At 60.7% G+C, this 13343-nt stretch carries 11 protein-coding genes; 6 read left to right on the top strand and 5 right to left on the bottom strand.

Features of this window, described 5'->3' with window-relative positions; all coding sequences use genetic code 11:
- Positions 1–171 precede the first annotated feature (171 nt).
- The 6 genes from FJ426_RS00540 (at position 172) to FJ426_RS00515 (ending at position 6527) form a co-directional block, all read left to right on the top strand.
- Positions 172–882, top strand: a complete 711-nt coding sequence (locus tag FJ426_RS00540; RefSeq protein WP_140560845.1) for a GntR family transcriptional regulator — start codon at positions 172–174, stop codon at positions 880–882.
- A 52-nt stretch (positions 883–934) separates the two neighbouring features.
- Positions 935–2101, top strand: coding sequence for a mandelate racemase/muconate lactonizing enzyme family protein (locus FJ426_RS00535; protein ID WP_140824710.1), 1167 nt, complete (start codon positions 935–937; stop codon positions 2099–2101).
- A 66-nt stretch (positions 2102–2167) separates the two neighbouring features.
- On the top strand, positions 2168–3529 hold the full coding sequence (locus tag FJ426_RS00530; protein ID WP_140557675.1) for a mandelate racemase/muconate lactonizing enzyme family protein: 1362 nt from the start codon (positions 2168–2170) through the stop codon (positions 3527–3529).
- A 102-nt stretch (positions 3530–3631) separates the two neighbouring features.
- Positions 3632–3958: an NIPSNAP family protein gene (locus tag FJ426_RS00525; protein ID WP_140496531.1), complete on the top strand. Its 327-nt coding sequence runs from the start codon at positions 3632–3634 to the stop codon at positions 3956–3958.
- Positions 3959–3967: 9 nt separating this feature from the next.
- Positions 3968–5167 (top strand): mandelate racemase/muconate lactonizing enzyme family protein, encoded by a 1200-nt coding sequence (locus FJ426_RS00520; protein WP_140564765.1) that lies wholly within the window; start codon positions 3968–3970, stop codon positions 5165–5167.
- 142 nt (positions 5168–5309) lie between these two features.
- Complete coding sequence (locus tag FJ426_RS00515) at positions 5310–6527, top strand: DUF2235 domain-containing protein (protein WP_140824709.1); 1218 nt, start codon at positions 5310–5312, stop codon at positions 6525–6527.
- A gap of 121 nt (positions 6528–6648) precedes the next feature.
- On the opposite strand, the gene FJ426_RS00510 is transcribed toward FJ426_RS00515, so the two are convergent.
- The 5 genes from FJ426_RS00510 to pdxA form a co-directional block, all read right to left on the bottom strand.
- Positions 6649–7596: an ABC transporter permease gene (locus FJ426_RS00510; RefSeq protein WP_181168517.1), complete on the bottom strand. Its 948-nt coding sequence runs from the start codon at positions 7594–7596 to the stop codon at positions 6649–6651.
- Positions 7593–9176 (bottom strand): sugar ABC transporter ATP-binding protein, encoded by a 1584-nt coding sequence (locus FJ426_RS00505; RefSeq protein WP_140824708.1) that lies wholly within the window; start codon positions 9174–9176, stop codon positions 7593–7595. Before FJ426_RS00505 ends, FJ426_RS00510 begins: the two co-directional genes overlap by 4 nt.
- A 166-nt stretch (positions 9177–9342) precedes the next feature.
- Entirely contained in the window at positions 9343–10485 is a 1143-nt protein-coding gene (locus FJ426_RS00500) for a substrate-binding domain-containing protein (RefSeq protein WP_140557683.1), read from the bottom strand.
- A gap of 76 nt (positions 10486–10561) precedes the next feature.
- Positions 10562–12046, bottom strand: coding sequence for an aldehyde dehydrogenase (gene aldA, locus FJ426_RS00495; RefSeq protein ID WP_140560840.1), 1485 nt, complete (start codon positions 12044–12046; stop codon positions 10562–10564).
- Positions 12047–12087: 41 nt separating this feature from the next.
- Positions 12088–13119, bottom strand: a complete 1032-nt coding sequence (pdxA, locus tag FJ426_RS00490) for a 4-hydroxythreonine-4-phosphate dehydrogenase PdxA (protein WP_140560839.1) — start codon at positions 13117–13119, stop codon at positions 12088–12090.
- Positions 13120–13343: the final 224 nt, after the last annotated feature.

The raw sequence follows: 13343 nt of genomic DNA, 5'->3' as shown, positions 1-13343 counted from the left end.
AAGCGGTCTTGCTCGTTTGATCGCAGGACGTCTTTGTATCTGTGTACCCGTTCGGGAGCCTTGTACGTTTTCAGATCATGAATTGCCTGTCAACGCGTTAGATCGTACATTGTTTATCGAAACTTTGCGTGTTAATCGGAAAGGGTGTGTATTAATCCAGGGGAGCCGGCCTTGGCCGAACCAAACGATTTCAAAGCCAAGCCACCGGTGGGGATTGACCCCATAGGGGCGTCCAGCGAGGGCGCCTCGCTTTATGAGCTGATCAGGGAAGACATCATCGAGGGACGGCTTGCCGCCAACGAACGGCTCGTGGTCACTGATCTCGCCCGGCGCCACGGCACCTCGACCAACCCCGTGCGCGAAGCCTTGCAGCTGTTGCGCGGCGAAGGCTTTGTCACCTTTCTCCCCAACCGCGGGGCGCGCGTCCGGCCTATCGATCAGGAGTTTGTCCGCGACATTTATGAGATCGGCGTTCTGATCGAGCCGGCCCTGACGCGATGGTTTGTGAATATGGCCACCGGCGAGGACATCGCCGAACTCCAACGTCTCCAGGACCTGATTGAAGAGAACAACTTCGCCGATACGTTCAGGCACAGCGAGCTGGATACCGCCTTCCACACCGTGATGTACCAGCGGCATTACAACCGCCATGCCGCCGAGCTTTGGTGGAAGCATCGTGAAGTGCTGCGAGCCGTGAGCCGGCGTTTCAATTTCACGCTTGCCCGGCGTGCCGCGATCATTCGCGAGCACTGCGAGCTCATCGCGTTCGTAAAAGCCGGAGACGCCGACAAGGCGGCCGAACTCGTTGCTCGCCATGTCGAGGGCTCCGGCCGGCACATCCTCGAACATATGCGTGCGCGCAACGCCGCTCGGGCCGGATAGAATGCCCGTTCCAGAACATCGCTAGCCCGACGATCAGACAGAGGTAGCTGACATGAAAATTACGAGCATTCGGCCGTGGCTGATCAAGTCCGATGCGTCCTATTGGGGAGAGTACCTGTTCGTCGAAGTGACGACCGACGAGGGGGTGAGCGGCTGGGGAGAGATCACGACCACCACCAAGCTCGCCAACCGCGCGCTCTGCACGATCCTACGGCAGATCGGCGCCGCCGTGACCGGCGAGGACCCGGCCCGGATCGAGCATCTCTGGCACAAGATTTTCCGCAGCTTCACCTATATGGGCAGCCGCGGCGCCGCGGTCGAATGCGTGAGCGCCATCGACATAGCTCTCTGGGACATCCGGGGCAAAGTTTTGGGCAAGCCCATCTACGAGCTGCTGGGCGGGCCGGTGCGCGATGAAATCGCGCTCTACACCCATCCTAACCAGTCCAAATTTACCAGCAAGGAGGCGGTGGTCCGCGAAATTCGGGACATCGTCGAGTCCGGACACACCGCGCTCAAGTTTGATCCTTTCCCGCATCAGGGACGTAGCGCCGATGGCGTGTCGCGCGAACAGCGGGACGGCTACCTCGATGGCAGCATGACTCGCAAGGACGAGCGCGAAGCGGCCGAACTCACGGCTCTGATCCGCGAAACGGCGGGCCCTGATGTCGACATTCTCATCGACGCGCACGGCCGTTTCGATGTTCCAACCGCCATTCGCCTCTGCCGAAGCCTCGAGGAAGCCGGCCAGATCGACTGGTTCGAGGAGCCTTGCCCGCCCGAGAGCCTCAATGCCCTCAAGCAGGTGCGTGAGAAGGTCAGCGCCGCCATCTCGTGGGGAGAGCGCGGCCACACCAAGTGGGACTTCGTGCCGGTGCTCGAAAACAAGCTCGCTGACTACATCATGCCTGACGTCACCTGGACCGGCGGCATTACCGAACTCAAGAAGATCTCTGCCCTGTGCGAAGCCTACTACGTCCCGGTCTCGCCGCATGACGCCGCGGGGCCGATCAACGTGGTGGCGGGCGCGCAGGTGATGATGACAGTTCCTAACTTTTACAAGCTCGAGACGTCGGAGTGGAACCTGGGTAAATACGATCATCTCATCGACACACCGCTCGACGTTTCGAACGGCAGCCTGAAACTGACGTCGAAGCCCGGTCTCGGCATCGAGATGGACCGCGAGTACCTGCAAGCCCACGAGATTGAGCTGGGCTGACGCATGTCGCCTCATGTCGGGGCTGCATGCCGCCGAAAAGCCCGCCTACCAAAACGAGGATAAGTGATGCCCAAGACCGGTGGAGCCGACGAAGCCCTTGATCGGGTGAACATGAACTCCAAGCCGTCCGATCTTCGCATCACCGACATGCGGGTGGCTGAAATCGTCGGCGCACCGTTCACAACGGCGCTGCTCAAGATCTACACCAACCAGGGCATCGTCGGGCTTGGCGAGGTGCGCGACGGGGCCAGCGCCACCTACGCGCTGATGCTGAAGAGCCGGTTGCTTGGCGAGAATCCCTGCAACATCGATCGCCTGTTTCGCCGGATCAAGCAGTTCGGCGGGCACGGCCGGCAAGGCGGCGGCGTCTCGGCGGTCGAAATCGCGCTGTGGGATCTCGCCGGCAAGGCCTATGGCGTTCCGATCTACCAGATGCTCGGCGGCCGGTTTCGGGAGAAGGTGCGCCTCTATTGCGATACCGATGCAACCGTGCCGAGCGGCACAGAGACCGGCAAACGTCTCAAGCAGCGCATGGAGCTCGGCTTCACCTTCCTCAAGATGGATCTGGGGCTGATGCAGATCGCGGATGTGCCCGGCGCGGTCGTGTCTCCTGCCGGCTCACTGGAAGGCTATCGCGTTCATCCTGCCCGCGGCCCACTCAAGACCGTTGATGAGCGGCGCGCCCGCAACGCGGCCTACGACCTGCATAATGTCGCCCACCCGTTTACCGGCCTCCATTTTTCCGACAAGGGCCTCGACCTGCTCGAGCAGTACATTGCCGAGGTTCGCGAGGTCATCGGCATGGAGATCCCGCTCGCGATTGACCACGTCGGCCACATCTCGTTGCAGAACGGCATTCGGCTCGCCAGGCGAATTGAAAAATACGTGCCGGCCTGGCTCGAGGATGTAATCCCCTGGCAGTACACCGAGCAGTACCGGCAGTTGCAGGACGCCACCACGGTGCCCATCTGCACCGGCGAGGACATCTACCTCAAGGAGGGGTTCGAGCCTCTGCTCAAGAGCGGTGGCCTCTCCATTATCCACCCGGACCTGCTCACCAGCGGGGGCATCCTGGAGACCAAGAAGATCGGCGACATGGCGCAGGATCACGGCGTCGCCATGGCCATCCACATGGCCGAAAGTCCAATCGCCGCGATGGCCGCGGCCCATGTCGCCACCGCGACCGAGAATTTCATGGCGCTCGAATATCACTCCGCCGATGTCGACTGGTGGGACGATATCGTCACCGGCCTTCCCAAGCCGCTCGTGCAGGACGGGTTCATCACTGTTCCGGACAAGCCGGGTCTGGGGATCGACGACGTCGTAGACGAGGTGATCTCGCAGCATCTGCAGCCGGGTGTGGTCGGCATCTGGCAATCCACCGAGCATTGGGACAATGAATATAGCTGGGACCGGACCTGGAGTTAGCCCAGACCCCCAGCCCTCATTCCTCCAGCTCACAGGGCCAACGACCGGCCATTCGTGTCGACCTCTCCGAGGGGAGAGGCGAAGAAAGAAACGGACGAAACCATGATCTACGAACTGCGTATCTATGACTGCCTGCCGGGCAGGCTGCCGGCTTTGCTCAAGCGCTTTTCCGACCAGACGCTGGCCATCTGGGAGAGGCATGGCATCCGCCAAGCCGGGTTTTTCACCACGGCGATCGGCGAAAACAGCAATCGCCTTACCTATTTCCTCGCCTGGGAATCGCTGGCCGAGCGTGAGGCGAAATGGGCGGCTTTCGTCACCGATCCGGCATGGCACAGGGCCCGGGACGAGTCTGAGCGTGACGGGCAGATCGTTGCCAATATCGCCAGCCAGCTGCTCACACCGACAGCTTTCTCGTCTGTGAAATAGGACTGTGCCATGAAGATCGCCGACCTGCGCTGCGCTGTCATCGGGCGGCATCCCATCGTTCGCGTCGTCACTGACGAGGGCCTCCATGGCCTTGGCGAGGTCGAGTTCACAAAGACCTATCTCAAGCCCTTTGTGCTGCATTTCCGCGAGGCGCTGATCGGCGAGGATCCGACCGACGTCGAGCGGGTGATGCTGAAGATCCGCCAGCGAGGTTCGTTCAAGCCCTATGGCGCCGCCGTCTCCGCGATCGAGCATGCGCTGTGGGACATTGCCGGCAAGGCCGCTGGCGTGCCGGCCTACAAACTGCTCGGCGGCAAGGTGCGCGACAAGGTGCGCGTCTATAACGGCTCGATCCGCCGGAAACGCGCGGGCGACCGGCCGGAGGATTATGCGGCCGACGTCAAATGGATGATGGAGCAGCCGCAGAACTTCTTCATGGTCAAGCAAGGAATCTCGTTCCACTCGAACATGAAGGACAGCATCGAGGACTTCCATTATGGCGTGACGCAGAAGAAGGCCGGCTATCACGGTGCCATGGATCAGGGCGTGATCAGCGAGCGCGGTTTCAACCACATGCTCGACTGCGTGATCGCCATGAAGGAAGTGCTGGGCGACAAGGTCAGCCTGGCGCTCGACTGCGGCCCGGGCTGGATGCTGCCCGACGCGATCAAGTTCGCTCGCGCGGTGGAGAAGTACAATTTGATGTGGCTCGAGGACATGCTGACCGGCGACTATGTGCCGTGGGTCAATCCGCAGGCCTATCGGGAGCTGACAACCTCCACCTCGACGCCGATCCATACCGGCGAGCAGATCTACTTGCGGCACAATTTCAAGGAGCTGATCGAGACGCAGGCCGTGCGCGTCATCGGCCCCGATCCTGCCGATATCGGCGGTATTGCCGAACTCAAATGGGTCGCCGAGCACGCCTACATGCACTCCATCCTGATGGCGCCGCACGGCACCGCCAACGGCCTGCTGGGCCTCGGCGCCCTGATCAACGTTTGCGCCACCTTGCCCGCCAACTACATTGCCTTCGAATATCCGAGCGCCTCTGACCCCTGGTGGGAGGATCTCGTGATCGGCCTGCCGTCGCAGATCGTGAAGGACAGCATGGTGGACCTGCTGGAAGCGCCGGGACTGGGCCTCGATATCGACGCCGAAGCAGCCAGGAAGTATCTCAGGGAAGAGGATACGGGCTTCTTTGATTGAAGCCCTCTTCTTTCGCCACCGGACACACGCCGACCGCGCCGCCTACATTCTCATCGGTATCCGTCGTCAGACGCCGGTTGATGTGATCGACAGCTTGGGTCAAAGTTGGTTGGTCTGAACTGGACCGTCAGAGGCGGTGGCGTTGAAGCGGACTGGCAAAAACATCGTTGTCTGCTGCGATGGAACGGGAAACCAGATCGAGCGCAATCTCTCGAATGTCTTGAAGTTGTTCCGCATCCTGAAGAAGAATGAGGAGCAACGCGTCTATTACGAGGCCGGTATAGGAACAATCGGTGCCAGCGATGCCTGGGCGCGATGGCGTCAGAACACGAAATCCGTGTTCGAGCTCGCAACTGGATATGGTCTCGACGCTGAAATCGCCGGCGCCTACGCCTTCATCTGCAGGCACTACGTCGAAGGGGACGTAATCTTCCTCTTTGGCTTCAGCCGGGGAGCCTATACAGCCCGCGCCGTTGCGGGCTTGATCCACATGATCGGCCTGCTGCATCCGGACCAACTCAACATCGTCGAGTATGCCGTAAGCTCTTACAAGCAAGCCAGCGACGAGCACGACCTTAACGTTGCCTGGCACTTTTCCAAGGTTTCAGGAGCCCGGGACGCGCGCATCAAGTTTCTTGGTGTCTGGGACACCGTAGCGTCGATCATCGTGCCGCGAGGCGACCGGCTTCTGCCACAGCTCCTCACACTGCCGCATACGAGGACCAACCCGAGCGTCGAAGTCTTTCGACATGCAATTGCGATCGATGAGCATCGTCGCATGTTCCGGCTGAACCGGTGGGTCGAGCCGCAGCCATTCGTCGAAAATCCTTTCGACAAGATTTCGCCGGCAAAAGAGCAGGATATCAAACAAGTCTGGTTCGCCGGATCTCATTCCGATGTCGGCGGTGGCTATCCTGAAGAGGAAAGCGCCATATCCAAATTTCCGCTCGACTGGATGGTTGATCAGGCCAAAGCATTTGGATTGCAGACCAATTCCCGCATGCTGGAGCGGCTTGTCTTCGGGGAAGGGAAGGGCGAGGGGACGATGACGTTCGTCAGCCCCGATCCGTTGGGGATCGTGCATGATTCAATGACCGTGGGCTGGAAGCCGCTCGAGTGGATCCCAAAGTCCGTCAAATGGCGTGAATGGAAGCGAAAATCGGTCCTCGGCTTCTACCTACCGCAAGCCGAGCCGCGCACGATCGAGCGACAGGAACGGCGGCCGCTGGTCCATCAGTCGGTTCTGGATCGGAAGGCGGCGATCCCGGCCTATAAGCCCGAGAATTTTCCAACCGCATTCGATGTTGAACCTTATGGTGACCTCATGCAGGACCACCTGGCCAACGAAGCCGCTACCTAGCGCGGACACCGAGCGGGCCAGCAGGTCTGTGACGGCAGAGAATTTCGGGTGGGTCGGTCCTACTTCGGCAGTCAACGCGTGGAACGCGCGCGTTTCGTCGGGTCATGGAACTCTGCTGCTTTCAACGCCGGTTCAACGAGACGGCAATGATGATGATAGCGCCCTTGATCACCTCCTGGATGCTGGTCGAAAGACCGAGCACGAGAAGACCGAATCCGAGAATTCCTATGAAGATTGCTCCGACGACAGAACCGACGATCGATCCATAGCCGCCGAAGAGACTTGTCCCGCCTATGATCACGGCCGCGATGACGTCGAGTTCGAGACCCGCCCCGAGGCTGGGATTGCCGGCGGTGGAGCGGGCCGCGAGCATCATGCCTGCAAGGGATGCCATCATGCCGGACAGCACAAAGGCGAAAATCTTGACGCTGTCCGTCCGCACCCCGGAAAAGCGGGCGGCTACAGGGTTTCCACCAGTCGCATAAACACGCCTGCCGAAGGGCATCTGGTGCAGAAGATAATAGCCGACGGCAGTTAGGACGATCGTCCACCAGATTGGCGCCTGCACGCCCAGAAAACTGCCGTTCCAGAACAGGTTCGAGAAATCATCGTCGACGATCGACACTGGCCGGGTGCCGGTGATCGTCAGCGCCAGTCCGGAAAAGATCGACAGCATGCCAAGGGTCACAAGAAACGATGGGATGCGTATTTTCGTAACAAGGATGCCGGAGGTGGCCCCGATCGCTGCGCCGGCTGCCAGCACCAGAAGAGCTGCGACGTAGGTGGGAACATCCTGGCCGAGCAGCAGCGCTCCGATCATCCCTGAAAAACTTGCAACCGATCCTACCGACAGGTCGATTTCGCCGCAGATGATGACGAATGTCATGCCGATCGCCATTGCCGAAACGATGGCCGTGATGCGCAGAACCGCGCTTGCGGTCGAGACAGACGCGAAGTGGGGAGCAAACAGGACGAAGTAGAGGGTTATCGCCAGGAAGATCACATAGGTGATGTGATCGCGGAAAAAATTTATCGCATTTGCGTGCGAGGGCATAGGCGAAGGTTTCATGCTGCAACTCCCTGGGCGCGCGTACTGGCTTGTCTGGCCGCCTCGGCCTGCAGCAACGCGCGAAGTTTTGTCTCGTCGTCCGCGCGATCGATGCTGCGCGTGATCCGCCCTTGCGCCATCACCAGAATGCGATCGGACAAATCCAGGAGTTCTTCGAGTTCCGAAGAAATGAGCAGCACGGCGACGCCTTCGCCGGCCGTGCGGCGCACAAGTTCGCGCATATCGCGCTTGGCATTGATGTCGACGCCGGAGGTTGGTTCGTCGAGGATCAACAGCTTCGGCTTCATGGCCAGCCATTTGGCGAAGACGATCTTCTGCTGATTGCCGCCCGAAAGCTCCTGGGCTTTCTGTAAGGGACCGCGGCACAGGATACTGAGATCGTCCCGGTATTGTCTGAACAGAGCCGTTATCCGGGCCTTCGCCATCGGCCCGAACGGACCCGCCAGCGAGAACTCGGAAAGGCGGGGAAGTGCGAGGTTCTCCTCGATCGAACGTCCACCCACAAGACCTTCGAGCCGACGGTCTTCGGGGACAAGCGCGATACCGGCAGCGATGGCCCTGCTGACACTGCCCGGCTGGACGGGGTCGCTCCCGACGGCGATGTGGCCGGTTACATCCGGAAGGATGCCGAACAAGGCCTTGCCCAGGGTCGAGCGGCCACTGCCGACAAGCCCGGCAAGGCCGACGATCTCGCCCGGGCCGATCGAGAACGACACGCCGGACAGTTTGCGCGAGGTGGCAAGGTCACGGACCTCAAGAGCCGGCGTCCCGGCGGGCGTTGCAGGCTGCCGATTTGCTGGCGCGGCTGCGGCGGGGGAAGGCGTTTGGACCTTGGGCCGGGACATCAACGCCGCGATATCCTCGATGGACGTCTTCTCCGGATCGAGCGGACCGACCAGACGTCCATCCTTGATGATCGAGATGCGATCCGAAAGCTGCAGCACATCGGCCATGCGATGGCTGATGTAGACGATACCGATTCCGTTCTGCTTGAGCTGACCGATTGTCCGAAAAAGCGTTTCCTCCTCATGGATGGTCAGCGACGAAGTCGGCTCGTCCATTACGAGCAGCTTGGCGCCCCGCGAGATCGCTTTGAGAATCTCGACCATCTGGCGCTGAGCGAACGCCAGGTCGCCCACACGTGCCGAAGCATCGAGCGAGAAGGCATATCGCTCGATCAGAGCCCGGGCCTCGCGCAGCATTTTTCTGGCATCGACACGTCGGCCGAAGGCGAGCGGCTCGCGAAGGATAAACAGGTTTTCGGCAACCGAACGATTCGGCAACACGCTCAGTTCCTGGAAGATCATTGCGATTCCGCGATCTATCCTCTCTCGAAGCGACAGGGCGGTGACATCCTCGCCGTCGAACAGAATCCGGCCTTCGTCCGTCCGATACGCGCCCATGAGGATCTTCATGAGCGTCGACTTGCCCGCACCGTTTTCGCCGAGCAGTGCATGCGTTTCGCCGGCCTTGACCTCGAACGAAATGTCCGACAGCACGCGGTTCGCGCCAAACGACTTGCCGATGCGTTGCATCGTTACGATAGGGCGCTGGGACGTTGGAGTTTTCGCTTCGGCCATGACGATTTTCTCGATCGCTCGGGGAGCGCTGGCGGACTGCTGCGGCCCGCCGGCGAAAGAAGGAGCTAGAGCAATTCCAAGAAACGTGTGTACGGTTTTCCGTCCGGAATTGCGCAAAAACAAAGAGATAGAGCAGTTCACCGTTTCCGTGAAACGGTGAACTGCTCTAGAAGCACTCGCCGTTGCAGATTTTCACCACCGAAGCCGGCGCATCTTCCTTGGTGACCTGCTTGAGGGCACTGAGAAGGTCGAGCTTCTTGACGCGCAATGTAGGTACCGAAATATACGGCGGGACGTCATGTCCAAGCAGAGCAAGCGCGGCCGCCTTGGCCTCCGCGACGCCCTGGTCATAGGGGCGTTGCGCACCCACGGCCAGAAACTCGCCACGTGCAACGTTCAGCGCGCTGTCTGCGGCAATGTCATTCGTGGTGATGACGATGTCGCGGCCGAGTGTCTTGGCCGCTGCCACGACCTGCTGCGCGGGCGTGTCCCAGGCAACGAAAATGCCCTTCATGTCGGGATGCGCCGTCAACATGGCTGTGGCGACCTCGTAGGCCTTCTCAGGCGCGGTGAAGGTACCGACGTCCGCGACCTTGATGTCGGGGTGTTCGCCGAATGCCTTGAGTGCGCCGACCTTGCGGGCCGCGACCGAGTAGTAATAGTCATAGACCAGCGTGATGATGCCGACCTCGCCCTTGCCACCAATGGCCCCGACAAGTTCCTGCGCGGCGAAATAGGCGTTCTTCTCATTGTCGGAAGCGACAACGGACACATAATCCTTGCCCGGCGCCATATCGACCGGAACGTTGTCCATGAAAACAAGCTTGATGCCGGCTGCCGCCGCCTTCTTGTAGGCTTCGGATTCGGACTTCGGATCGATCGGGATCGAGAAGATCACATCCGGCTTGCGTGCGATCATCTGCTCGAGATCACTGATCTGCTGGCCGGGCTGGAACTTGGCGTCGGTGGTTCCGACAACCTCGATGCCAAAATCCTTGAGCGTGTTCGAGATCCCGGCCACCTGCAATTGAGGCCAGCCGGCATCCATGGTGTGCATCACCAGCCCGGCGGTGAACTTTCCGGCCTTCAGCTTTGCAAGGTCGGCATCGGAGAATTTCAGCACGTCTGGCGACACCGCCGGTGGACCGTCAGGGAAGCCCGGAACGGGTTGGCCTCTCGGCGACAGGGGCAACGGCTCAAGCAATGCCTTTGCTTCCGGTGGAATGGTGTCGTCGGCGATCGCCGAAGATGCGGCCAGTCCTGATAGTGCCACGGCCAAAGCCGCCGCCATGAATCCACGATAGTGCATTTTATTCCTCCCGATGAGATAAAACGGCCATTGCGGCCGGGTAGCGACCTGGCTGGTCGTACTGGCTGGGCGCTGTTCAGCGCCCGTAAGGCATCAATGCCGCCGTGGCGGCACCCGAGTAATTCACGTAGACCGTCTTCTTGCGCATGTAGCTCTCGAGCCCGTGTACGCCGTCATCACCGCCCAATCCGCTCTCGCGGAAGCCGACATGGAAGCCCTGCAGCATTTCTGGCCCGATCCGGTTCACATAGATTTCGCCAAACGAAACCTCGTTGACGGCGTTCATGACGCGACCCAGATCGTTGGTGAAAAGATAGGCCGACAGGCCATAGCGACTGGCATTGGTGATGCTGACTGCCTCCTCGAAGGTGCCGAAGGGCATGATCGGCACGACCGGGCCGAAGATTTCCCGCGTCATGATCGGCATGTCGGGCGTCACGTCGGTCAATACGGTCGGATTGAGCCAGTAGCCACCGTCGATCGGCGCCTTGGCCGGGCGTCCGCCGGCCAGAGCCAGCTTCGCGCCGCCCGCAACGGCTTCCGCCAGGACCACCTCGACCTTTTCCAATTCCTCACGGCTGACTTTGGGACCGATATCGGTATTCGCCTGCATAGGGTCACCGACGACCAGCGACTTCGAGAACTCCACGAAGCGCGTGACGAACTGATCGTAAATCGAACGGTGAACGAGCGTGCGTTCGTTGCATATGCAGACCTGCCCGCAATTCATGTAGCGCGAAGTGGCCGCCGACCGCACCGCCAGGTCGAGATCGGCATCGGCCAGGACGATGAAGGGCGCCTTGCCGCCAAGCTCCAGCGAAACGGGCGTCAGGTTGCGCGAAGCATTCGCCATAATGCGCTTGCCGGTCGGCACGCTTCCGGTCATGGTGATGAGGTCGACGCCGGGTTCCGTGCACAGCACCTCGCCTATGGTTTCGCCTCGTCCTGTTATGATGTTGACCACGCCGTCCGGCACGCCCGCTTCCACAAAGATGCGAGCCATTTCGAGCGCCGAAAGCGGCGTGTCTTCATGCGGTTTGAGGACGATGGTGTCGCCGGCGATCATGGCGGGCGCCACCTTTCGGCTGACCAGGGCGCTCGGATAATTCCAGGGAATGATGGCGGCGACGACGCCTACGGGTACGCGCTGGATCCAGACCTGCTCTCCCGCGTAGTCGGATGGCAGGATCTCACCTTGAATGCGGCGGGCAAACTCGGCGTAGTAGTCGAAGAACTCGGCCGCACCGCCGACTTCACCCATGGCCTCATTGATCGGCTTGCCTTGTTCCCTGACGACCACCTCGGCCAGATGCCGGGCGTTCTGCCGGATCAAGACGGCGATCCGCTTCATGATCGCCGCACGAGCGAGGGGGGATTTGAGCCCCCAGGCTTTCTGCGCCTTACGGGCTGCCTCTATCGCCTGGCGAGCCTGATCCGGACTTGCCTCGGGCACGTCGACAAAAGCCTTGCCGTTGGCCGGGTTGATCACCGGGCGCGTGCCGGCTTCGCCGGTGACAAATCTGCCGTCGATCAGCATGAGATGGGACGTCTCTACAGCCATGGTTCGATCCGCTTCTTCGTGCGTTGCAGGCGTGCCGGCGCCTAAGGTTTGGATTTTGCCGCGGCCATCTGGACGGCGAACTCGATCGCCTCGACCAGGCTGTCCTCGTTGGCGATGCCCTTGCCGGCGATGTCGAAGGCCGTGCCGTGGTCGACGGAGGTACGAATGATCGGAAGGCCGAGCGTCACATTGACACCGGAGAGCGCTTTCCATTCACCGGTCGCGGGATCGACATTGAAGCCGAGCAGCTTCACCGGAACATGGCCCTGATCGTGATACATCGCGACCACCGCATCATACTGACGGGCACGTAGCTTGACGAAGACCGTGTCGCCCGGAACAGGTCCAACCACGGTGAAATCGGGCGATGTGTAAGAGGCGACGACCGGAGTCGTGATGTCGATATCCTCACGACCGAAAATGCCGCCTTCGCCAGCGTGCGGGTTGAGCGCGGCAATCGCAATGCGCGGATGCGCAATGCCGAGGCCCTGCAATGCCTCGACGGTCAACTGGATCACCCGCCGCAATCGGGGTTCGGTCAGTTTCGATGGAACCTGAGCCAGCGCCACATGGGTCGAGACATGGCTGACGCGAAAATCCCCATGGGCAAGCATCATCACGGAATCGCGTGCGCCTGTCAGTTCTGCCAGCATGTCGGTATGGCCGGCATAGTGATAGCCGGCCAGGTTGAGCGCTTCCTTGTTGAGGGGGGCCGTAACGATACCCGCAATCGAGCCGGCCTGGGCCAGGCGAACAGCCTTCTCGATGGCCAGGTAGGCAAGGCGCCCGCCTTCGGCCGACATGACGCCTGTCTCTATGGGTGTCCGCTCTGGTCCGGCCTCAAGAATGGCCACGGGCGGAAAAGGTCTGGCGGCCGAAGCCGACGGTTCTTCCCGCTCGATACGTCCTGAAATGGACTCCATCGCGCGCATCGCGGTGGCGCTGCCGATGATGAGAAGCGACAGTGACCCGTCGGCCAGGCGCGGTTTCAGCCGTGCGCATGCCTTCGCGATGATCTCGGGGCCGATGCCCGCGGGATCACCCATAGTGATGCCGAGCCTTGGACCAGACATAAACACTCCATATCGGTCAATTGTGATCATCTTCTAATCCTTCTGGCCATATATGCGCAATAGTTTTCTTTCGCGATCATTCGCAATCAAACTTCACGGCTGATCGGGCTCGCATCTCTCCCTTTGCGGGCTGAAATCTCGACCACACCCGGCTTCGCAGTGCTTTTTGACGCTATTTGACCGGCAAGGCGGATGTACCGCGGCTTCGCCGGCGATCGTTTTGA

The sequence above is a fragment of the Mesorhizobium sp. B2-6-4 genome (assembly GCF_006441495.1).
Classification (GTDB): Bacteria; Pseudomonadota; Alphaproteobacteria; order Rhizobiales; family Rhizobiaceae; genus Mesorhizobium.
This window is presented reverse-complemented; position numbering and strand designations above follow the sequence as displayed.

What these genes read in the sequence shown, in the direction of transcription:
- FJ426_RS00535 (WP_140824710.1), top strand. Translation starts at nt 935, where the DNA reads ATGAAAATTACGAGCATTCGGCCGTGGCTGATCAAGTCCGATGCGTCC.
- FJ426_RS00530 (WP_140557675.1), top strand. Translation starts at nt 2,168, where the DNA reads ATGCCCAAGACCGGTGGAGCCGACGAAGCCCTTGATCGGGTGAACATG.
- FJ426_RS00525 (WP_140496531.1), top strand. Translation starts at nt 3,632, where the DNA reads ATGATCTACGAACTGCGTATCTATGACTGCCTGCCGGGCAGGCTGCCG.
- FJ426_RS00520 (WP_140564765.1), top strand. Translation starts at nt 3,968, where the DNA reads ATGAAGATCGCCGACCTGCGCTGCGCTGTCATCGGGCGGCATCCCATC.
- FJ426_RS00510 (WP_181168517.1), bottom strand. Translation starts at nt 7,596, where the DNA reads ATGAAACCTTCGCCTATGCCCTCGCACGCAAATGCGATAAATTTTTTC.
- FJ426_RS00505 (WP_140824708.1), bottom strand. Translation starts at nt 9,176, where the DNA reads ATGGCCGAAGCGAAAACTCCAACGTCCCAGCGCCCTATCGTAACGATG.
- FJ426_RS00500 (WP_140557683.1), bottom strand. Translation starts at nt 10,485, where the DNA reads ATGCACTATCGTGGATTCATGGCGGCGGCTTTGGCCGTGGCACTATCA.
- aldA (WP_140560840.1), bottom strand. Translation starts at nt 12,046, where the DNA reads ATGGCTGTAGAGACGTCCCATCTCATGCTGATCGACGGCAGATTTGTC.
- pdxA (WP_140560839.1), bottom strand. Translation starts at nt 13,119, where the DNA reads ATGTCTGGTCCAAGGCTCGGCATCACTATGGGTGATCCCGCGGGCATC.